The sequence below is a fragment of the Patulibacter minatonensis DSM 18081 genome (genome assembly GCF_000519325.1).
Taxonomy (GTDB): domain Bacteria; phylum Actinomycetota; class Thermoleophilia; order Solirubrobacterales; family Solirubrobacteraceae; genus Patulibacter; species Patulibacter minatonensis.
The window spans coordinates 2,525,129-2,545,521 of record NZ_KI912613.1 but is presented as its reverse complement, the minus strand read 5'-3'; the positions used below and the strand labels follow the sequence as shown (position 1 = coordinate 2,545,521).

Here is a 20,393-nt window from a genome sequence, read left to right as displayed (position 1 = left end):
ACGAACAATCGCCTCCATCTCTCGATGCAGGCAACAGCGACCAGGTCCGGTCAACATTCAGGACCCCAACGGCAAAAGCCGAAGGAGCTGCTCATCTTTCAGAGCTCCCTAGAAAGGAGGTGATCCAGCCGCACCTTCCGGTACGGCTACCTTGTTACGACTTCACCCCAGTCACGAGCCCCACCTTCGACGGCTCCCTCCCTTGCGGGTTAGGCCACCGGCTTCGGGTGTTGCTCACTCCCGTGGTGTGACGGGCGGTGTGTACAAGGCCCGGGAACGTATTCACCGCGGCATTGCTGATCCACGATTACTAGCAACTCCACCTTCATGCAGGCGAGTTTCAGCCTGCAATCCGAACCGAGACGTACTTTGTGAGATTCGCTCCACCTCGCGGTATCGCAACCCTTTGTATACGCCAATGTAGCACGTGTGTAGCCCTGGACATAAGGGGCATGATGACTTGACGTCATCCCCACCTTCCTCCGGTTTGCCACCGGCAGTCTCGCATGAGTCCCCAACTAAATGCTGGCAACATACGACGGGGGTTGCGCTCGTTGCGGGACTTAACCCAACATCTCACGACACGAGCTGACGACAGCCATGCACCACCTGTGATCTTGCCCGTGAGGGAAGACGTGTTTCCACGCCGATCAAGAACATGTCAAGCCCAGGTAAGGTTCTTCGCGTTGCGTCGAATTAAACCACATGCTCCGCTGCTTGTGCGGGCCCCCGTCAATTCCTTTGAGTTTTAGCCTTGCGGCCGTACTCCCCAGGCGGGATACTTAATGCGTTAGCTTCGGCACGGAGGGAGTTGACACCCCCCACACCTAGTATCCATCGTTTACAGCGTGGACTACCAGGGTATCTAATCCTGTTTGCTCCCCACGCTTTCGCGTCTCAGCGTCAGTAACGTTCCAGCGAGCTGCCTTCGCCATAGGTGTTCCTCCTGATATCTGCGCATTCCACCGCTACACCAGGAATTCCACTCGCCCCTCCCGTACTCCAGCTGAGCAGTATCCGCCGACATTCCAGGGTTGAGCCCTGGACTTTCACAGCAGACTTACTCAGCCGCCTACACGCGCTTTACGCCCAATGATTCCGGACAACGCTCGCGCCCTACGTATTACCGCGGCTGCTGGCACGTAGTTAGCCGGCGCTTCTTCTGAAGGTACCGTCACTCCAAACCGCTATTAACGACTGAAGCTTCGTCCCAACTGAAAGCGGTTTACAACCCTAAGGCCTTCTTCCCGCACGCGGCGTTGCTGCATCACGCTTTCGCGCATTGTGCAAGATTCCCCACTGCTGCCTCCCGTAGGAGTCTGGGCCGTGTCTCAGTCCCAGTGTGGCTGATCGTCCTCTCAGACCAGCTACGCATCGTCGCCTTGGTAAGCCATTACCCCACCAACAAGCTAATGCGCCGCGGGCCCATCCCGATGCGGAGGCCGAAGCTTCCTTTCCCCCAAGGGGCACATCCGGTATTAGCCCGTCTTTCGACGGGTTGTCCCAGTCATCGGGGCAGGTAACCCACGTGTTACTCACCCGTTCGCGGCTCTGCCCCGGGGCAAGCCCCGGTTCGTCGCTCCACTTGCATGTGTTAGGCACGCCGCCAGCGTTCGTCCTGAGCCAGGATCAAACTCTCCGTGAAGAACCACAAATTCCTAAGTGGCGCCCACCAATCCCTGACAGGACCGATGAACAGAGAGATTGCCATGAATCAAAACAGGGGCACCAGTACACCACGGCACCCCCAACATGACGGAGGAACCGACCCTTCGACACTCAAACGAGCACCACCAGATCGGAACCAAAAATATTCAATCGACCGACACCACCCCCGCCCCAAACGAGACAAGAAACGGTCCGGCCATCGAACCTGGACGCACACCCCGCTTCCGCGAGACATGCGCATGCTGTTGCGTTTTCAAAGACCGCCACGCCCTACGGACCAGGTGTTCAAACTCTGGAGGCGCACACCAGACCGATGTCCGATGCGGGCTGATCACTGTAGCGCATCCGCCTCTGCCCTGTCGAGCCCAACTTCGGACTCTCGGGCTTGGCGCCACGCCGCGGTGACCAGCGGCTCGATGAATATACATACGGCCCCCCAGCCATGCGGCGCGACCTTCGACATTTGGCCGACATTCGGCCAGTCCGGTCCGCCCTCACGGCCGGATCGTCAGTGCTGGCCGGGGTTTTGACCCCGGCAAGGATTTTTCAGAAAGTTTCCCCTGGGGACCTCCAGGTCGGGTAGCGCCCGTTGTGCGCCTCCGGTGCGGCCGTCCGACGCCCGGTCCGCGTGCCCCCGTCCTGCTGCTCGACGCCGCCGCGCCGGCTCGCGTGTTCGGTGTCCGGTGTCCGTTGGCGCGCGTCCCTCGTCCCAAGGGGTCGTCGCCCGTGCCGGCCTCGTCGTTCGGTTCTCGTCCAGACCCTCGGGAGTCTCCGGCCTGTCCCGGTCCTGGGCCGCACTGGTCCTGCGGTCCGCAGCTCGCGGGGGTCACGTCGGTCAGCGCCCTTCCGGCACCGTCTCAGAACGGTCCTGCCCGAGTCGCCGCGGACCCCCGCGCATCGGGCCGGGGCATTCGTCCCCCGATCGGGCCCACCGCCTCGTGGCCCTCCGGCAGGACCGGCCCCGTGTTGAGCGCGACGACCGCAGGTCCAGCACGTCGCCCCCGCCCATCGTCGTCCCCGAGGAAGGACCTGTCGCCAGCGCTTGTCGCCGGCGCTCCGCGGGAGGCCGGATCGCCGTTCGTGCGCAAGGCGTCCGGTCAGCCTCCGCACGACGACCCGGCCGATCGGGCTCGTGCTGACGGGCGGTTCTTCCCGTCACCCGTCCCGGTCGGCGGCGTCGACGGTCACTGCATGCGCGGGCACGGCCCCAGGGCCGCGGCGATGTGCTCGACCATCAGCGGCGAGACCGTCGTCCCCGCTGCGGCGAGGCCGACGGTCGCGCCGGCCGACAGCAGCGGGACGCCCCGCAGGCAGATCGCCTTGTCGCCCAGACCCTCGAGGTGCTCCCAGTGCAGGACGCCCCGCACCGCGACGCCGCGGATGCCGCGTTGTTCCAGCGATGTACGAACGACCTCGGCCTGCCACAGGGCGACGTCGACCGCCGGCGACCGATCCCTCCCGCGGACCCGGAGGTGCACCCCGTCGGTGCGGACCCGGCCGACGGAGTCGTCCGTCGCGACGACGACGACGCCGCCGGCGCCGATCACGACGTGGTCGATCGTCGACCCGGTCCCTCCGACGCCCAGTCCGTGCAGGACGCGGAGGTCGGCGTGGAAGGCGGCGAGCGCGTCGAACAGCTCCCCCGCGGGCAGGTCGGGGCGCAGTCCGCGCTCCCAGGTCGGTGCCCACCAGTCCGGGTCGGTGCCGTCGGCGAGACCGATCAACTCCGCCTCGATCGCCCGTCGCTGCTCGCGGGCCGAGCTGCCCGCACGCGGGGCCGACCTGGTCGCATGGCCCTTCCGGCGATCCGGCCCACCGCCGTCCGGTGCCGGGCCCGCCGTGCCGGGTTCGCCTGCCGTGCTCCGCTCCGGCCGCGCGGGCTCGACACCGCCGCGGATCTCCGGGGCGTTGCGCCTCGAGCGTCCGCGTGTGACGGGACGACGCGGGTTGGAGGTGCCGCGACGCCCGCCCGCCAGTGCGGACACCAGCCCCCAGAGCGCCGGTGCCGGCGCGCTCTGCGTGGTCGGTGGATGGGCTCCGGACATGCCCCTGGAGTCGGCAGGTGCGTCCGGTCATCTCCCTCTCGCGGGACACCGCGGACGGACGGCCGATCTCCGCGGTCGTCCGACCGCCGACGCCGGGGGTCCGCTCAGCAGGCGATGTCGCCGTCGCGGACGGCGCAGCTGTGGCAGCAGGCCGCCCCGTACATCTGCCCCGGGACGAAGTGCTCGCAGCACCGCTCGCACTCGCGGAGGTGGTCGGCGCGGACGTTCTCCGCCTCGGAGATCGCGAACCGGAGGTCGCGCTCGAGCTGGTCGAGCGGCACGCGCTCGACGATGTGGGCGACGTCGCGCATCTCGGAGAACGGGTCCTCCGGGGTCAGCCAGCCCACGTCGAGCCAGCCGACGAAGAGCCCAGCCGCGGACCGGACGATGCCGACCGTCTGGACGGCATCGCTCCAGATGCCGGCCACCGGCGAGAGATCGAGCTCGAGCAGAAGCGCCTCGGTCTGGTCGAAGCCGGGCTGCTGCTCGGCCTCACCGGTACCGGTTCGAGGCGTTCCGACGGGACGTTCGGAGAGGGACGTGGACCACCACACGCGCGGCAGCCTACTCCGAAACGCGCGGACGTCGGAAGGAATTGCGGGGTTGTCCCTCAGCGGAGCAGCCGGAGATCGTCGGCGCCCCAGACGACCCTCCGGATCTGCGCCGGCGGCGGGATCTCGTCACGGGGCGGGAGGCTGAGCGCGATGTCGCCCACGGGCTCGGGGATCGGGTCCCCCGCGAGCAGGACCAGCGCGGTCACCACGGGGAAGTCCCAGCCGCCGACCTCGTCGACCGCCTCCACCCGCAGCCGGGTGCCGCGGGCGAGGAAGACCAGGCCCTGCGCCGCCTCGCCGCCCGTGTGCCAGAGCGGCATCACGCGCACCCCCGGCGGGAGCAGGAGACGCACGAGCGCGCTGCCCGCGCCGGCGACCGACATCGCGTGCCCCTGGTGCAGGGTGCAGTCGCAGAACCCGGGGTCCTCGAGGGTGTCCCCCGGCTCGAGCGGTCCGTCGGGCAGGTCCACGACGTCGCGCTGCCAGACGCGCCACAGGACGAGCGGCTCCTCCAGCGGCGGCTGCTTCTCGAGCGCCGAGTCCAGCGCCGTGATCGCCTGGACGAGCTCGGTCGGGACGACGGGGCGGTCGGGGTCGGGGCGGGTCATGCGTGTGGCGTGCTCGGCTTCGGCGGACGGAGACGGCGATCGGCGCGGGGTCCGTTCGCGTCCGCGGAGCTTCGCACGACGCGGGGGCACCGGTCGGCTCGCGCCCGGGCGGGCGGGCCCGTGCCCGCCGTCGCCGGACCGGGCCCGCCGGCGGCACGCGGTACGGTGCGGGCGTGTCCGACCCGCTGTTCCGCCTCGTCTGCACCCCCGCGACCCTGACGAGCTCCCCCGAGGGCTGGCCCGCCGAGATGCTCCAGGAGGGGTCCGTCGCCGTGACGGCCGACGCCGGGGGCCTCGTCGCGATCGCGGAGGCCGCCCGGACCGTCGGCGTCACCGCGATCCCGGTGATCCGGGGCGAGGCCACGCCGGAGGACCAGGAGCGCACCGTCCAGGAGCACGCCGACGGCCTCGCGCTCGTCTGGGTCGCGGCCGAGTTCAGCGACGACGCCCGCGCGTGGGCCCAGAAGCGCGGGCCGATGACCCTCCTGCTCGACAGCACCGGCGCACTGACGGCCGACGAGCGGCGCCGCGTCGAGCGGTTCGTCGCGATCCTGAGCGGCCAGGCGGCGTAGGGCGCACGACGCGGTTCGCGCCGTCGGGCGGCGGCGGGGACGCGGAAGGTCCGCCGCGGATCCGGCGGTCGGTCCGGAGCAGGAGATCCGACGGTCGAACGGGAGGCTTGCGGGTCGGTCAGACGCCGAGGCGTTCGGCCAGTGCCTGCAGCGTGGTCCCGAGCGGGGTCTTGAGGACCACCGTCGCGGCGTCGTCGCCGCGCGTCGGTCCGAGCGTGACGATCGCCACCGGCGTGCCGTTGGCCGCCGCGCGGCGGACGAAGCGGTAGCCCGAGAAGACGACCAGCGACGAGCCGAGGACGAGCAGCGCCGGCGCCTCGTCGGTCAGGGCGAAGGACCGCTCCACGCGGTCCTTCGGGACGGACTCGCCGAAGAAGACGACGTCGGGCTTCAGCGTGTCCGCGCCGCAGCGCTCGCAGATCGGGACCCGGAAGTCGGCGACCTGGACCTCCTCGAGGGTAACGTCGCCGTCGGGGCGGATCTCGCCGGTGTGGACCGCGAAGGACGGGTTCTCGGCCGCCATCCGCTCGTCGAGGTCCCACCGGCTGATGCGGTCGCCGCAGGTCAGGCAGACGACTCGGGACAGCGTGCCGTGCAGGTCGATCACGTCCTGGGCGCCGGCGGCCTGGTGGAGCTCGTCGACGTTCTGGGTGACGATCGCGCCGAGGTGCCCGGCCTGCTGCAGGCGGGCGACGGCGAGGTGTCCCGCGTTCGGTGCCGCGGCCGAGAAGTTCCGCCACCCGACGAACGCCCGGGCCCAGTAGCGCCGGCGGGCATCCGACGAGCCGACGAAGTCGCGGTACTGCATGGGCGAGACGCGGCGCTCGCCGTCCGGGCCGCGGTAGTCGGGGATGCCCGACTCGGTCGACAGCCCGGCCCCGGAGAGGACGAGCGTGCCCGGGGCCGCGTCGATCATCCGGGCGAGGGCGTCCAGGGCGGTGTCGGTGTCGGCGTCGACCGGGGACACCGGCGGAGTATGTCGCGGCGCGGACGTCGTGCCCACGGTACGCGGGGATCGGAGCGTCGGATGTCGCGCCGGTCGTACGACGAGCTCGTACCGTCGTGTACGAGACGTTCGTGCACGACGGTCCGCCCCGTGGTCCCGGGCATCTCGTGCCCATCGTCGTAGATCGCGGACCGGTCACCGTCCCTCGAGCGCGCGGAGGATCGCCGGGGCATAGCCCTCCGCGTGGCCGCGGGCGTTCGGGTGGAAGCTCTCGCGGATCGGTCGGGAGAGACCGTTGAGCCACTCGTCCCCGTCGCAGACCGCGTGCCCGCCGAACGCCGGCGTCACGTCGGCGAACAGGAACCCCGCGGCGCTCGCGCGGGCCCGGAGCGTCGTCCGCAGGAGGTCGGAGGTCGCGTTCAGCAGGCGCTGGTCGCCCCGGCTGAAGAACGTGAACGGTCCGCAGTCGGTCCCGTTGAACAACCGCGGGTACCCCGCGACGACCACGGTCGCCGCGGGGGCCCGGCGGCGGATCTCGGCGTACAACCGGTCCAGACGCGCCGGGAGGACGGAGCGGATGGTCCGCTGGGCCCGGCGGACCGGTGGAGCGCAGCGCGTCACCCACATCGGCAGGGCGCAGCGGGCTATGACGCTCGTGAACCCGGCGTCGTTGCCGCCCACCGTGAGCGTGACGAGGCCGGTGCCGGGGCCGAGCGCGACCAGCTGGCCGGTGACGTCGGGGATCCTCGCGCCTGCGCACGCGACCGTCCGCAGGATCGTGCCGGGTCGCTCGGCCGCGACACGGGCGGGATAGGCGTCGGCCGACCGCCGGCACGCGGTGCCGTCGGGCCTTCCGGCACCGAGGCCCGAGGAGTAGGAGTCCCCGAGCGCCACGTACGTCGCGGGGAGGTCGGTCGCCGGATCCGCCGCGAAGACCGGGGTCCCGCAGCCCGCGCCCACGATGGCCGCCGCCGCGAGCGCGATCGCCGGGCCCCGCAGTCGGTGCCGGCGCGGCGGCCGGGCGTCCGCGGAGCGCACGTCACGCCCCGGGCGGGGAGACAGCGGTCCACCGCTGCGCCAGGCCGCGCATGGCGACGTACCCGGCCTCGGGCTCCGAGCTGCCGGGCGGAGGACCGGTCCCGAGCAGGTCGGTGCGGTCGATCGCGCGGCTGATCCGGGCCTGGACCGACCCGACGCCCATCCACTCCATGTGACGGTCCTGGTCGGAGTCCTCGACCACCCGCTTGAAGCCGTCGAGGTCGGAGAACAGCAGGACGTCGCCGATCACGCCCGAGCAGTCGTCGAGCGTGGCGACCGCCAGGTTGACCACCTGTCCCGCGCGGTCCATCTCGAGCAGGTAGCTCGTGAAGCGATGGTCGTCGTCCGTCCACGACACGCGGGCGCCGCGCAGCGGGGTGATCCGTGGGGCGTCGGCCCACCACACGGGTTCGGGAATGCCGGCGGCGGCCATGCGTTCCGCCGCCGCGGAGGCCTCGGGCACGACCCCGTCGGCCCCGCCGATCTGGAGCGCCCGGAGCCCGGCCAGGGCGGCGGCCGTCCCGAGGTCCTCGAGGTGCGCGGCGTACGTCCGGCCCACCCGCCGTTCCCGCTCGGGGAGCCCGTGCTCGGACTGCTCGGCCGGAGTCCACCAGATGCCGCACGCGTCGGACCCCAGGAGCTCCGCGGCGAGCGGGTCCGCGACGGTCGGCGCAGCGTCGACCAGGGCGTCGAGGGTCGCGTGGACGATCGTCGCGGTGACGTGCGCCTTCCAGGCCGCGGTTCCGGGGGACGTCGGTGCCGAGGGGGTGGTGCGCGGGTGGACCGGGGCGGCACCGGGCGGGGACGGGACGTCGGTCGGCCGGGGCGCAGCGTCGGTCGGCCCGGGCCGGTCGGCGGGCGTAGGGGCGGGCGTGCGGGCCGACCCGAGTCGATCGGTGGGGGTACGGGCCGAATCGGGCCGGTCGGTGGGCGTAGGGTCGGGCGCCACCGTCGGACGTGAGGACGGGGGATCCGGTGAGGTCGGGCTCATGCCGGGACCATCGCTCCGGGGCCTGTCCGGGTTCGAGTGGTGATCCGTGCCGGATCCGTGCCCGGACCGTCACGGTTCTCGCGCCGGGGTGGACCGGCGGCCCGTGACGGACGAGCGCCGTCCGTGACACGGGTGTGCCGGGCGTGTCGCGACGTCGCGACATCCGGGCGGAGCCGCGAGCGGCGGGTACAACCGTTCGAGTGCGACCGAGCGACCCCGGAGGATCAGATCGTGCCGCGGAGCCTGCGGCCCCGCCCCTCGCAGACCATGCTCCCGGTCCGCGAGGTGTAGACGCAGCGGAACGTGCGGCCGGCGTCCCGGACCGTCACGCGGGTCGCGCCGAGCAGCACCGTGCGGGAGTAGGCGGTGCGGACGACGCGCTGCACCGACCGGCAGGCGAGGGAGGTCCCGCGGAGCGACACCGCGGCGCGCGACTCCGTCCCGGGCACGGCGATCGTCCCGCAGCGGTGGACCGTCGAGGGCGCGGCGCCGGCGACGGTCGGGATCGCGACCGGGACCGTGGCGGTCAGGGCCGCGCAGGCGGTCGCGACGAGCAGCGGGGACGGTCGACGGGCGGGCATCCGCGGGAGCGTACGACGGCGGGGAGCGCCGGCGGTCAGTCGTCGCGCCGGGGCGGATCCGCGTCGCCCGTGCGCCCGGAGTCGGCGGGCGAGCCCACGCCGGTGGGGTCGTCGGGATCCGTGCGCTCATGGTCGCCCGCGGGAGTGTTCGACGGCGATGCGTCGTTCGACGTGTCGACGTCCGCGGGCACGCGTCGCCCGCCGGCCGCCCGCTCGCGACGCGGCACGCCGGGCTTGACCTCGGGTCCGCCGTGGACGGTCGCGGCGCTGGCGATGAAGCCGAGCCCGAAGGCGACGCCGACCGCGACGTGCGCGTCGTCGGAGAAGCCGGCGGAGATCAGGAGCGCCGCGGCGTACGCGGCCATCGCCACCATCGCCGCGAGGAAGAGGAGCTTGCGGTCCTGCAGCGGGTCCGGGCGGTCCTCGCCCGGCCGCGGCCGCGAGACCACCCGGCCGACGTTGGCCACGTCGCAGATGCCCACCCACAGGAACGTGACGCCGAGCCGCTCCCCCGAGCCGTCGAAGTCGACGAGGCCGCCGAGGTGGTCGAGGATCGTCAGCGCGGCGAACGCCGGGAGCACCGCGACGACGAGCGTGCCGGTGACCCAGGTCATGACGGCGCCGCCGCGGACCGGCACGTTCCCGACCTTCGCGACGCGGGCGGCCTTCTGGATCGAGACCCCGATGATCAGGACGAGGCCGATGATGATGGTGGCGGGCATGCAACGGGTGCTGGTCGGGCGTGGGACGTCGGACCCTGGGGACCGCGGTCCCGCCGTGGGACCGGGCGCCACGGGGCGTCGCGCCGGGCGACCGCCTCGAGCCGCGTCGGACGACGTCGGCCCCGGCCTCCCCACCGTAGTCGAGTGCCCGACGCGCTGCAGCGGGTTCTCCACGACGGGCGGGCCCGACGAGCGTCGTGGCGGGTACCGATCCGGGACCTCGCCCCGGACCGCCCGCACTACGATCGGCGCCATGCGCGCACGCCCGATCCTGGCCCTCGCCTCCGTCGCCGCGGCGTCCTCCGCCGCGGTGTCCGTCCTCCCGGCCTCGGCGGCCGCACCGGCGTCAGGTGCGTGCGCGAAGGACGCGATCGTCGCCGCCGCCTCGTCGAAGGACGCCGAGGGCGTGCAGTTCGCCGTCGAGAACGGCGGCGGCGTCGTCAGCACCTGCCGCGACCTGAACGGCGACGGGAAGAAGGACGCGCTGTTCACGGTCCAGGGCGGCGGCACGGGCGGGGCGTTCTCGGGTGGGATCGTCACCGACCGCGGCAACGGGCCCGTCCTCGCCGCGTGGGTCACCGGCCACAGCAAGACGTCGGCCGGCTTCCGCAAGGGCCGCCCGGCGCTCGCCTACCCGGTCTTCCGCAAGGGCGAGCCCGACTGCTGCGCGACGGGCGGCTGGCGGGTCCGGCGCTTCGCGCCGAGCGGCACCGGGTTCAAGGCGCTGCCCCTTCAGAAGCTGAAGTCCAATAAGTACCCGCTGACGGCCAAGCCGTAGGACGATTTTCGCGGCTCGGGAGTCGGGGCGACCGGCCGACCCCGGCGGTAGCTTCGGGGCGTGGCCCGTTCTCGACCCGGAAGCGCAGGACCGCGGCTGTTCGTCGCGCTCGACCCGCCGGACGACGTCCGCGAGACGCTGACCGCATGGCTGCGGGCGCAGCGGGCCGTCCACGGGTTCGTGCGCTCGGTGCCTGCCGAGAACCTGCACCTGACGCTCGCGTTCCTCGGCGCGCGGCCCCCGGACGAGCTCGAGCGGATCGCACGGGTCGTCGCCGACGTCGGGGACGTCTCGTCGGCGCTCGGGCTGTCGACCGGCGCGCCGGTCTGGCTGCCGCCGAAGCGCCCGACCGCCCTGGCCGTCGAGGTCCACGACGACCGCGGGGACCTCGCGGAGCTCCACACCTCCCTGGCCGACGCACTGCGCGACGCGATCGGCTGGTCGGAGGACCGGCCGTTCCGCCCGCACGTGACCGTCGGGCGGCGGACCGCGAGCACACCGCTGCCGAAGCTCCGTCTCGAGCCGACGCCCGCGATCGCGTTCGACGGCGCGGCGCTGGTGCTCTACCGCTCGACGCTGGATCCCGACGGGGCCCGGTACGCAGCGGTCGAGCGGGTCGACCTGGGGTGACCGCCCGTCCTGGGAGCCGGTCGTTCCTGGGTGCGGGCGCCGTGGCGGGACCGTTCGCGGGTCCGCATCGGCCGGGCTGACGCCGGCCTCGTCGACCGTCAGATCGGCGGCCGGCGGGACGACCTTCCCGGTGACACGACGATCCGACACCGCCGAGGTGGACATGCCCGCGAACCGCGTCCCGCGCACCTACTGGGACTACGACCCGACCGACCCGCTCCGCTGTCCGCGGTGCGACTGGGAGGGGACCACGACGGCCGAGGACACGCAGTCGTTCCTCGACGTCCGCTGCCCGTCGTGCGACGGGCCGATCCTGAAGATCTCGTGGCCGTCGACCGAGGAGACGCGCGCCGCCGCCGAGGCCGGCAACGCCGCGGCGGCCCGCGAGCTCACGAACGTCGAGGCGAGGGAGGCCCTCCAGGCGGAGGCCGCCCGGATCGAGCTGCGGGACGTCTCGCAGCTGCCGGACCTGCCGGACGGTCCCGTCGCGATCGTGTGGGACCAGGTCGAGTCGGACGGGGAGGAGTGGACGGTGCTCCGGGACACCGATGGTCGCGAGCTGTTCCGCGAGCTCGCCTACTGGGAGGGCATCGACCGGTTCGTCGAGGTCGTCGCGGTCCTCGCGCGCGGGTTCGGGACGCGGCTGCGATCGGTGACCCCGACGCCGACCAGCGAGCTGTACCTCTACGGCGACCAGCTCGGCGCGCCGCGGAGGGTCGACGGGATCAACGCGCGGCTCCGCGGGGAGGAGGCGTGAGGCGGGCGGGCGAGAGGGCCGGGCGTTCGGCGGCCTCACGGGAGGATCCCGTCGGGGCGCACGGGATCGGCCGCCCGTCCGGCCGCCCGGCAGGACGCCGACGTGCGGGCGGGCGCGCGATCGGCCCGCCCTCCCGCCTGCCGCCTCAGTCGCCGAGGTGCCAGGTGTAGGAGCCCTCCTCGAAGTCGACGCGCGCGGTGAACCGGTAGCCGCTCGACCCGCCGCCGGCGTCGACGTCGGTGATCGCGATGCAGCTGTACTCGCCGCTCGACTCGGAGAGGTCGTCCTCGTGGCCGTCGGTGCTCTCGCAGTCCGTGGAGCGGGCGCGGTCGTCGAGGAGCCCGTCGGCCTGCTTGGCACGGGCGTCCTTCGTGATCGACTTGCGCAGCTCACGGACCGTCATCCGGCGGATCTCCTTGTTCAGGCGCTCCTCCGCGTCGGCGGCGTCCTGCTCGGCCGCGGCGGCCTTCGCCTCCGCGCGCTCGCGCCGCTCGCGGGCGGCCCGCGCCGCGTCCTCCGCCCGCTGCTCCGCCTGCTCGCGCTTCTCGGCCCGGTCGTCCGCCCGGACCTTCAGCAGTGCGCCGGTGCCGCCGCCGGCGAGCAGCAGGACGACGACGAGCGCGACGAGGATCCGCTTCGTGCGCCGCTGCAGCTGCGGCAGCCGGCGCCGGCGGACGTAGCTCGCGCCGCAGTGCGGGCAGAACTCCCCGGTGGTCGCGGTGACGGTCGAGCAGCGGCGGCAGAGGCGCTCGGGGACGGTGGGGTCGTCGGGGACGGTGGGGTCGGTGGCGTCCGCCCCGGCGCGGTCCTCGGGCGGGGCCGTGTCGTCGACCGGGTCGGTTCCGTCGGGGATGTCGTCGTTCGGGTCTGGTGCGTCGTTCATGCCGGACCGGTCGGCGGTCCCCGCCGGCATCTGACAGGGACCGCCGGAACCGCACCTCGCACGCGCCCGCGCGTCAGGATCGGGGTGTCCGTCCCGACCTCCTCACCAGATGCCTTCCACACCCGTTCCTCCGCTCCCCTCCCCGACCCGCCCCGATCGCTGCCGCGGGGCGCTGCTCGGCCTGGCGGTCGGCGACGCGATCGGGACGACCGTCGAGTTCTCGATGCCCGGGTCCTTCCCGCCGATGACCGACATGGTCGGCGGCGGGCCGTTCGGGCTGCCGGCGGGCGCGTGGACCGACGACACGTCGATGGCGCTCTGCCTCGCCGACAGCCTGCTCGCGCGGCGGGCGCACGACCCCGCCGACGTGCTCGCCCGGTATGTCCGCTGGTACCGGCACGGGGAGCGGTCGAGCACCGGGACGTGCTTCGACATCGGGATCGCCACGCGGCAGGCGCTCGAGCGGTTCGAGCGGACCGGGGACCCGCGATCCGGCCTGGCGTTCCCCGACGCCGGCGGCAACGGCGTGCTGATGCGGCTGGCGCCACTGATCCTCGCCTTCGGGCACTCGCGCGAGGCCGCGGTCGACGCGACGGGCCGCGAGTCGGACGCGACGCACGGTCACGTGGGCGCGCGCGACGCGGCGCGCGTCTTCGCGGCCCTCCTGGCCGACGCGCTCGACGGTGGTGGTCGTGACGGCGTCCTCGGTCCGGACGCGCCGTTCTTGCCGCTGGCGGAGCTGGACGCCGAGGTCGCGGTCGTGGCCGGCGGGTCGTTTCGGGCTGGTGGCGACGCGGGTTCGGGGGCGGACGGGGACGGGAACGCGTCGGGCCGGGATGCCGGCGACGGCGGACCGGGGTCCGCCGGCAGCGACCGCGTCGAGGCGACGGGCGGGGACGATCAGGGGGCGCGGCCGTCGGGCGTGGGCGCCGTCCCGCCCGGCATCGCCGGTCGCGGGTTCGCGCCGAAGTCGCTCGAGGCGGCGCTCTGGGCGGTCTGGTCGACGCGGTCGTTCGCGGACGCGGTGCTCGCCGCGGTGAACCTCGGCGACGATGCGGACACGACCGGCGCGATCGCGGGGCAGCTCGCCGGTGCGCTCTACGGCGCTGAGGCGATCCCCGACCGGTGGCGCCGGCGGGTGCTGCTCGGCGACGAGATCGAGGGGCTCGCCGACGGGCTGCTCGCGCTGTCGGCGGAGCTGTCGGTGGCCGCCGGCGCGTCGCCGCAGGACCCGGGAGCAGGCCCCGCCGGATCGCCGCCGGCCGGCGGCTCGATCCCGCCCGACGCGGGCGCCTGACCGTGCTGCTCGTCATCGTCATCCTCGCGGTCTTCGTCGTCGTCGCGACCGCGAAGAGCGGTCCTCCCCCGCCCCCGCGCGACGACCGGCAGCTGCGGCGGGACACGGAGGACGTCGCCATCTACGGCGCGATCGTCCGGCCGCCGCTCGACGAGGACGACGACTGACCGGCGCCGCGTCAGATCCGCGCGCCTCCCCGCGACCTGACCGATCCCACCACCGTCCCGTCCCTCCCGGAGGTCCCACCGATGCTGATCCCGCCCGAACCACCCCGCCTCTACGTCTCCCACGACGCCGACTTCCACTGGCTGGTCGCGCTGGAGTTCGGGCGGGTCGGCGAGGACCAGCCGCAGGCGTGCTGGGTGCCGCTGAGCGAGACGTTCGCGTACCTGCTCGACGCGCCCGAGGGCCGGGTCGTCGGGTTCCGCGTGAACGACTTCCACGAGTTCGACCCGGAGGACCCGGAGGTCGTGGCGATCTGGGACGAGCCGCGGTTCGACGTGCCCGTCCTCGGCCTCATGCACGCGACGGCGGGCGAGATCGCGATCGCCGCCCGCCGGCGGTTCGGCGACGAGGACTCCCTGAACCGGAAGATCTTCGGCGTCGCGACCGCGCACCAGGGCGAGGAGGCGCTCGTCCACTGGCGGCACTGCCTGGAGTCCGGCGACGCGATGGCGCACTTCGCGCTCGGCTACACGCTGCTGGGACTCGACCGCGCGCCGGAGGCCTACGGGCACCTGCGCCACTACACCGAGATCGCGCCGCTGGGCGCCTGGAACTGGTGCTGGTACGGCCAGGCCGCCGAGGCGGTCGGGGAGCTCAGCGAGGCCCGGCGCGCGTACCGGCGGGCGATCGAGCTGGCCCACGGCGACGACGCCGGGGCCGGGGCCGACGCCGCGGCGCGGCTCGCGGAGCTGCCGGACGTGGTCGGCGAAGCCGTCGCCCCCGACGCGTGGGCACCAGCCGGGGCCGCTGCGGACGGTGAGCCGGCTGCGGACGGCGACGGTGCGTTCCCGGTCGACACGTCCCACGACCCGATGCTGCTCACCCCGGACGGACGCCTCGTCCCGGTCGACCACGACGAGCCGGCACGTCCCTCCGGCGTCGCCCCGCGCATCGCCTTCGACGGCACGGACTTCCCGACGCACGGGGTCCGCGCGGTCGCGGAGCTCGACGTCCACCTGGCCGCCGGCATCACCGCCGGGGCCCGTCCGAAGTCGTACGCGCACACGGACGTCAACGAGGACGCGGTCCGGGTGCTGCGCTCGAACGGCGCGACGGTCGCGATCGTCTGCGACGGCCACCGCGGCGAGAGCAGCGCCCGCATCGCCGCCGAGGTGGTGGCCCGGATCCTGGCCGCCGACCCGCACGCCCTCCACGACGACGACGTGCTGCTCGACGCCTTCGACGCGGTCAACGACGAGGTCCGCGCGCAGACCGCCCAGGCCGGTCAGCCGGAGAGCCGGACGACGCTCGCGCTCGCCGTCGTCGAGCACGGCCGGATCCGGTGGGTCCACATGGGCGACTCGCTGCTGGCGGTCGTCGAGCCCGACGGGACCGTCCGGCGGCTCGGGAAGCCCCGGCACCGATTCCTCGGCTGGCCGATGGACCGCGACGGCGTCGACGCCGCGACCGGGCGCGGCATCGAGCACGTCGCGCCGGGCGGCTGGATCGTGCTCGCGACCGACGGGCTCCCCGACTTCGCGACCCCGTGGCGGGACGCGGTACGGACGGCCACCGGGATCGAGGACGTCGAGGCCCTCGACCTCGACGACGTCGCGCGGGGCGAGCTCCGCCCGTCCGCGGTCGAGGTGGTCGGCGCGCTGATCGACGCCGCGGGCGCGGGCGGCGCGGGCGACAACGTCTCCGTCGTCGTGCTGGGTCGTCCGCCGCTGACGACGACGGACGATGGCGCACCGTCGGTCCGCGACCGGATCCGGGGCGGGATGCTCGGCGGCGCGGTCGGTGACGCCCTCGGCGCCGGGATCGAGTTCGACGACCTCGAGCGGATCCGCCGGCGCTTCGGGCCCGGTGGGCTGACGGACCCCGCCCCCGCGTACGGCCGGGACACCGGCGCGATCACCGACGACACGCAGCTGGCGCTGTTCACCGCCGAGGGGCTGCTCCGGGCGTTCACCCGCTTCGAGACGAAGGGCATCGTCCACGCGCCGTCGATGGTCGACCGCTCCTACGCCCGATGGCTGCGGACGCAGGGCGACGAGAGCCGGCGCCACGACCTCGGGGACGACGCGGAGCCCGGTGCGCTCTGGCCCGTCCGCCGACTCCACTCCCGGCGCGGACCCGGCCGGACGACCATCGCCGCCCTGCGCGGGAGGACCGCCGGGGAGCTGCAGGCGCCGACGAACGCGAGCAAGGGCGCGGGAGCCGTCGCCCGCACCGCGCCGATCGGGCTGCTGGGGAACCCGTCGAACGCGTTCCGGCTCGGGACCGAGTGCGCGGTCCTCACCCACGGCCACCGGACCGGCCATCTGGCGGCGGGCACGCTGGCGCTCCTCCTCGCCCTGCTCCGGGAGGGCTTCGACCTGCACACGGCGTTCGACCGCGCCACGACCGAGCTCGCGACGTGGGAGGACCACGAGGAGACCTCCGACGCCCTGGAGGCCGCGCTCGGCCTGGCCGCGCTCGCCGAGCCGACCCCCGAGAACATCGCCCGGCTCGGTCGCGGCTGGGTCGCGGACGAGGCCGTGGCGATCGCGGTCTTCTGCGCCTTCCGCGCCCGGGACCTGGAGCACGGGCTGCTGCTCGCGGTCAACCACGGTGGCGCGTCCGCGACGACCGGGGCGATCTGCGGCGCGATCCTCGGGACGCACCTCGGCGCCGGCGCGATCCCGGAGCGCTGGCTCGCCGACCTCGAGCTCCGCAGCACGGTCGAGGAGGTCGCCGCCGACCTGGACGCCGCGTTCGGCGATCCCCCGACCGTCGACCCCGAGGAGGGCGCGTGGTGGGCGCGGTGGCCGGGGTGCTGAGGCGGAGCCGCCGACGTCCCGCTCCGGCGGCCCCGTGTCCCGCCGCGCCCGGCTGACTGCAACAGACGTCCCACGCCGTCCCCCGCGCCGTCGATCGTCCCCAGCGATCCGGCGCCGACCCTGCCGGCCCCGTCCGTCGTCGCCGTCCTCCCGACGCGGTCTCGGACCCCGGCGCACCGTCCCGTCCTCGATCCCGCCACCGCCGATGCCCTCCTTCCGCTTCCTCCACGCCGCCGACCTCCACCTCGACACCCCCTTCGCGGGCCTCGGTCGCGTCGCCCCGCACGTCGGTCGGGCGCTGCAGGACGCGTCGCTGCAAGCGTGGGACGGGCTGGTGCAGCTCGCGCTCGACGAGGACGTCGCGTTCGTGGTCCTCGCCGGCGACCTCTACGACGGGGCCGAGCGCGGGCTCCGGGCCCAGCTGCGGGTGCGCGACGGGCTGCGGCGGCTGAGCGAGGCCGGGATCGAGACGTTCGTCGTGCACGGCAACCACGATCCGCTCGAGGAGGGCTGGCAGGCGATCGCCGCGGACGGCTGGCCCGACGGCGTGACGGTCTGCCCGGCCGGCGACGTGACGACCCGCGAGGTCGTCCGCGACGGTGCGCGGGTCGCGACGCTGCACGGGGTCAGCTACGCGCGCGCCGCGACGACCGCGAACCTCGCCCGGCGGTTCCCGGCCGCGAGCGGCGGCGGGTTCCACGTCGGCGTCCTGCACGCGACGGTCGGCACGCAGCCGGACCACTCCCCGTACGCGCCGTGCACGCTCGACGACCTCCGCGCGCCGGGGTACGGCTACTGGGCGCTCGGGCACGTCCACGGGTTCCAGGTGCTCGCGACCGATCCGCACGTCGTGTACTCGGGGAGCCTCCAGGGACGCAGCCCGAAGCCGGCGGAGCGGGGGGCGAAGGGGGCGGTGGTCGTCGGCGTGGTCGACGATCAGGTCCACGAGGTGCGGCACGTGCCGCTCGACGCGTTCCGCTTCGAGGAGGTCGACATCGACGTGTCACGGGTGCCCGACGTCGCGTCGGTCGTCGACGCGCTGCGCCGCGCCGGGGACGACGCGGCCGCGGGGAACGGCGACCTCGGGCTCGTGCTGCGCGCGACGCTGACCGGCACGCCGGGCGCGGGACACGACCTCCGCCGGGACGGGGCCGTCGACGAGCTCCTCGCCGCGCTCCGCGACGCGGACGAGACCGCCCGGCCGCTGCGCTGGTGGGACCGCGTGGCCGACCGGACCGTCGCCCGGATCGACCGCGACGCGCTCGCCGGGCAGGAGTCGTTCGTCGGCGCGCTCGTCCGGCACGTCGACGACCTCGCGGGCGCTCCCCCCGCCCCCGGCCTGCCGACGGGCTGGCTGCAGGCGCTGGACGACGACCTCGCCGGACGGATCCGCGGTCGCGGCACGGCGTACGAGCCGGACGTCGCCGTCGAGCTGCGGGACGCCGAGGCGCTCGCGCTGTCGCTGCTCACCGCCGAGGAGGCGTCGTCGTGAGGATCACCGGCTGGCACGTCGACGGGTACGGCCGCTTCCACGACCGCCGCTGGGAGGACCTCCCGCCCGGACTCACCGTCTTCCACGGCCCGAACGAGGCCGGCAAGTCGACGCTCCTGTCGTTCCTGCGCTCGATGCTGTTCGGGCTGCGGGACGGCCGGTCGTCGGACCCGGCCATCCCGCCGCTCGCCGGCGGCCGGCACGGCGGGGTCCTGCGGATCGCTGACGCACAGGACGCCGCGTGGACGATCGAGCGCCACGGCCGCGACCTCCGCGTGCTCGACGCCGGCGGGACCGTCCACGACGAGCCCACGCTGCGGCGGATCCTCGGCAACGTCAACCGGGACGTCTTCGAGGCGGTGTTCGCGTTCGGGCTCCACGAGCTCGAGCAGCTGGGCGGCCTGGACGACGACGCGCTCCGCGAGCAGCTGTTCGCGGCGGGTCTGACCGGCGGCGGCAGCTCGGCGCACGAGGCGCTCGGGGCGCTCCAGAAGCGCGTCGAGCGGGTCTACCGGCCGCGCGGCGAGTCGCCGCTGAAGGCGCTCGACGATCACCTCAAGGACCTGCGAGGACAGCGCCGGGAGGCTCTCGAGGGCCAGGCGGAGCACGGCGCCCTGCGCCGGCGGGAGGACGAGCTCGGCGCCGAGCTCGCCGCACTCGAGGCCCGGATCGACGACCGCCGCCGCGACCGCGACCGGCTGGAGCGCCTGGACCGCGTCTGGTCCCTGCTCGAGCCCCTGGAGCGCGAGCGCGGCGAGCTGTCGCGGCTCGCCGGCGCGGCGACCGTGACCGCGGCCGACGTGACCGCCGCGCGCACGGCAGACGGTGCCGCCGACGCCGCTCGGTCGCAGCTGGACGAGGTCGAGGAGCGCCGGGCGCAGACGGCCGAGCGCCTCGCGGGCCTGTCTGTCGACGAGGAGCTGGTGGGGGCTGCGGACGCCCTTCGCGCGCTCGACCGTGAGGTTCCGACGCAGCGCGAGCGCCTGCTCGCGCTGTCGGGGCTGCGCGGCCGGCGGGAGCGGAGCGCCGAGGACGCCCGCACGGCCGTCGCTGACCTCGGGCCAGGGTGGGACGCCGCGCGGGTGCGGGCGATCGACGCCTCGTTGCCCGTGCGGCGGGAGGCGGAGCGGCACGCGGAGGCGGTCGCGCGGACGCGGGTCCAGGCCGAGGTGGCGCGGGAGCGTGCGGCTGAGGCGGCGCGGCGGGCGGACGGGGCGCTGGAGGCGGAACGGCGGGCGAGTGACGCGGCGGCCGAGGCGGAGCGGCGGGTGGGTGGTGCGGACGGCGACGAGGGGCGGCGGGCGGACCACGGGTCTGCCGGGGCGGAGCGGTCGACCGCCGCCGTCGACCGCGCGGCCGCCGCGATCCCCGAGGTCCGCGGCGCGCTGCAGGACCTGCTCGTGCGCCGGAGCACCCTGCGGCAGGCGACCGACACGCTGGAGGAGCTGCGGGCCGGCGCGTCGCGGCCGACTCGCAGGCCGGCCCCGGACACCGACCGCACGCGCGTGCCGGTGCTCCTGGTCGTCGCGGTGCTCAGCGTCGTGGCGGGCATCGGGATCGCGGTGGCGGGCCAGCCCGTCGCGGGTGTGGTGCTGGTCGTCGTCGGCCTCGCCGTCGGGTGGGCGGAGCGGATCGATCGCGGAGGCGCCGCGTCCGCGCAGGACGCAGCGGCGTCGGAGGCCGCGGACGCCGAGGCGCACGCCGGGCGGGTACGCCGCCAGGAGGAGCGCGTCGCCATCGAGCAGGATGTCGTCGCCGGCCTCGAGGCGCAGCTCCGGGGCGCGGGACCGCGCGCGGACATCGACCCCGACGCGCTTGTGGCGGCGACGTCGACCGGGCCCGTC

General features: G+C 74.2%; 18 protein-coding genes and 1 rRNA gene. 9 read left to right on the top strand and 10 right to left on the bottom strand.

Annotated elements, in window-relative coordinates; translation table 11 throughout:
- Positions 1 to 112 precede the first annotated feature (112 nt).
- The 4 genes from PATMI_RS0111685 to PATMI_RS0111670 form a co-directional block, all read right to left on the bottom strand.
- Positions 113 to 1,645, bottom strand: a 16S ribosomal RNA gene (locus tag PATMI_RS0111685).
- 1,207 nt (positions 1,646 to 2,852) lie between these two features.
- Positions 2,853 to 3,392, bottom strand: a complete 540-nt coding sequence (locus tag PATMI_RS0111680) for an NERD domain-containing protein (protein WP_026911026.1) — start codon at positions 3,390 to 3,392, stop codon at positions 2,853 to 2,855.
- 425 nt (positions 3,393 to 3,817) lie between these two features.
- Complete coding sequence (locus tag PATMI_RS0111675; RefSeq protein WP_026911025.1) at positions 3,818 to 4,267, bottom strand: hypothetical protein; 450 nt, start codon at positions 4,265 to 4,267, stop codon at positions 3,818 to 3,820.
- A gap of 56 nt (positions 4,268 to 4,323) precedes the next feature.
- Positions 4,324 to 4,875: a hypothetical protein gene (locus PATMI_RS0111670; RefSeq protein WP_026911024.1), complete on the bottom strand. Its 552-nt coding sequence runs from the start codon at positions 4,873 to 4,875 to the stop codon at positions 4,324 to 4,326.
- A gap of 173 nt (positions 4,876 to 5,048) precedes the next feature.
- Here PATMI_RS0111670 and PATMI_RS0111665 point away from each other — a divergent pair, with 173 nt between their 5' ends.
- Positions 5,049 to 5,447 (top strand): hypothetical protein, encoded by a 399-nt coding sequence (locus tag PATMI_RS0111665; RefSeq protein WP_026911023.1) that lies wholly within the window; start codon positions 5,049 to 5,051, stop codon positions 5,445 to 5,447.
- Between the two features lie 118 nt (positions 5,448 to 5,565).
- Here PATMI_RS0111665 and PATMI_RS0111660 read toward each other — a convergent pair whose 3' ends face one another.
- The 5 genes from PATMI_RS0111660 to PATMI_RS0111640 form a co-directional block, all read right to left on the bottom strand.
- Positions 5,566 to 6,414 carry an NAD-dependent protein deacetylase gene (locus PATMI_RS0111660; protein ID WP_026911022.1) on the bottom strand — a complete coding sequence of 283 codons (849 nt, stop codon included), beginning with the start codon at positions 6,412 to 6,414 and terminating at the stop codon, positions 5,566 to 5,568.
- Positions 6,415 to 6,588: 174 nt separating this feature from the next.
- Complete coding sequence (locus tag PATMI_RS0111655) at positions 6,589 to 7,431, bottom strand: SGNH/GDSL hydrolase family protein (protein ID WP_211241726.1); 843 nt, start codon at positions 7,429 to 7,431, stop codon at positions 6,589 to 6,591.
- Position 7,432: 1 nt separating this feature from the next.
- Positions 7,433 to 8,380: a hypothetical protein gene (locus PATMI_RS0111650; protein WP_157260725.1), complete on the bottom strand. Its 948-nt coding sequence runs from the start codon at positions 8,378 to 8,380 to the stop codon at positions 7,433 to 7,435.
- Between the two features lie 266 nt (positions 8,381 to 8,646).
- A complete protein-coding gene (locus PATMI_RS0111645) occupies positions 8,647 to 9,003 on the bottom strand; it encodes a hypothetical protein (protein ID WP_026911019.1) in 357 nt (118 codons plus the stop codon).
- A gap of 35 nt (positions 9,004 to 9,038) precedes the next feature.
- A complete protein-coding gene (locus PATMI_RS0111640; protein WP_026911018.1) occupies positions 9,039 to 9,725 on the bottom strand; it encodes a hypothetical protein in 687 nt (228 codons plus the stop codon).
- Between the two features lie 253 nt (positions 9,726 to 9,978).
- Here PATMI_RS0111640 and PATMI_RS0111635 point away from each other — a divergent pair, with 253 nt between their 5' ends.
- The 3 genes from PATMI_RS0111635 to PATMI_RS0111625 all read left to right on the top strand — a co-directional run bounded on the left by PATMI_RS0111635 (position 9,979) and on the right by PATMI_RS0111625 (position 11,890).
- A complete protein-coding gene (locus PATMI_RS0111635; protein ID WP_026911017.1) occupies positions 9,979 to 10,503 on the top strand; it encodes a hypothetical protein in 525 nt (174 codons plus the stop codon).
- Positions 10,504 to 10,563: 60 nt separating this feature from the next.
- On the top strand, positions 10,564 to 11,133 hold the full coding sequence (gene thpR / locus PATMI_RS0111630; RefSeq protein ID WP_026911016.1) for an RNA 2',3'-cyclic phosphodiesterase: 570 nt from the start codon (positions 10,564 to 10,566) through the stop codon (positions 11,131 to 11,133).
- 163 nt (positions 11,134 to 11,296) lie between these two features.
- Entirely contained in the window at positions 11,297 to 11,890 is a 594-nt protein-coding gene (locus PATMI_RS0111625) for a hypothetical protein (protein WP_157260724.1), read from the top strand.
- A gap of 145 nt (positions 11,891 to 12,035) precedes the next feature.
- On the opposite strand, the gene PATMI_RS0111620 is transcribed toward PATMI_RS0111625, so the two are convergent.
- Entirely contained in the window at positions 12,036 to 12,773 is a 738-nt protein-coding gene (locus PATMI_RS0111620; RefSeq protein ID WP_157260723.1) for a hypothetical protein, read from the bottom strand.
- Between the two features lie 109 nt (positions 12,774 to 12,882).
- On the opposite strand from PATMI_RS0111620, the gene PATMI_RS29435 reads away from it, so the two are divergent.
- The 5 genes from PATMI_RS29435 to PATMI_RS37425 all read left to right on the top strand — a co-directional run.
- Complete coding sequence (locus PATMI_RS29435; protein ID WP_051471428.1) at positions 12,883 to 14,070, top strand: ADP-ribosylglycohydrolase family protein; 1,188 nt, start codon at positions 12,883 to 12,885, stop codon at positions 14,068 to 14,070.
- Between the two features lie 2 nt (positions 14,071 to 14,072).
- Positions 14,073 to 14,237 carry a hypothetical protein gene (locus tag PATMI_RS36675; RefSeq protein ID WP_157260722.1) on the top strand — a complete coding sequence of 55 codons (165 nt, stop codon included), beginning with the start codon at positions 14,073 to 14,075 and terminating at the stop codon, positions 14,235 to 14,237.
- A gap of 81 nt (positions 14,238 to 14,318) precedes the next feature.
- The gene (locus tag PATMI_RS34455; protein WP_051471426.1) at positions 14,319 to 17,057 is read left to right on the top strand and encodes an ADP-ribosylglycohydrolase family protein; all 2,739 of its coding nucleotides are present in this window, start codon (positions 14,319 to 14,321) and stop codon (positions 17,055 to 17,057) included.
- 205 nt (positions 17,058 to 17,262) lie between these two features.
- Positions 17,263 to 18,549: a metallophosphoesterase family protein gene (locus tag PATMI_RS37430; RefSeq protein WP_051471424.1), complete on the top strand. Its 1,287-nt coding sequence runs from the start codon at positions 17,263 to 17,265 to the stop codon at positions 18,547 to 18,549.
- The coding region (locus PATMI_RS37425; protein ID WP_026911013.1) for an AAA family ATPase at positions 18,546 to 20,393 on the top strand (1,848 nt) is incomplete at its 3' end. The genes PATMI_RS37430 and PATMI_RS37425, both read left to right, overlap by 4 nt.

What these genes read in the sequence shown, in the direction of transcription:
- PATMI_RS0111635 (WP_026911017.1), top strand. Translation starts at nt 9,979, where the DNA reads ATGCGCGCACGCCCGATCCTGGCCCTCGCCTCCGTCGCCGCGGCGTCC.
- PATMI_RS0111640 (WP_026911018.1), bottom strand. Translation starts at nt 9,725, where the DNA reads ATGCCCGCCACCATCATCATCGGCCTCGTCCTGATCATCGGGGTCTCG.
- PATMI_RS0111620 (WP_157260723.1), bottom strand. Translation starts at nt 12,773, where the DNA reads ATGAACGACGCACCAGACCCGAACGACGACATCCCCGACGGAACCGAC.
- PATMI_RS34455 (WP_051471426.1), top strand. Translation starts at nt 14,319, where the DNA reads ATGCTGATCCCGCCCGAACCACCCCGCCTCTACGTCTCCCACGACGCC.
- PATMI_RS0111625 (WP_157260724.1), top strand. Translation starts at nt 11,297, where the DNA reads ATGCCCGCGAACCGCGTCCCGCGCACCTACTGGGACTACGACCCGACC.
- PATMI_RS0111645 (WP_026911019.1), bottom strand. Translation starts at nt 9,003, where the DNA reads ATGCCCGCCCGTCGACCGTCCCCGCTGCTCGTCGCGACCGCCTGCGCG.
- PATMI_RS0111670 (WP_026911024.1), bottom strand. Translation starts at nt 4,875, where the DNA reads ATGACCCGCCCCGACCCCGACCGCCCCGTCGTCCCGACCGAGCTCGTC.
- PATMI_RS29435 (WP_051471428.1), top strand. Translation starts at nt 12,883, where the DNA reads ATGCCTTCCACACCCGTTCCTCCGCTCCCCTCCCCGACCCGCCCCGAT.
- PATMI_RS37430 (WP_051471424.1), top strand. Translation starts at nt 17,263, where the DNA reads ATGCCCTCCTTCCGCTTCCTCCACGCCGCCGACCTCCACCTCGACACC.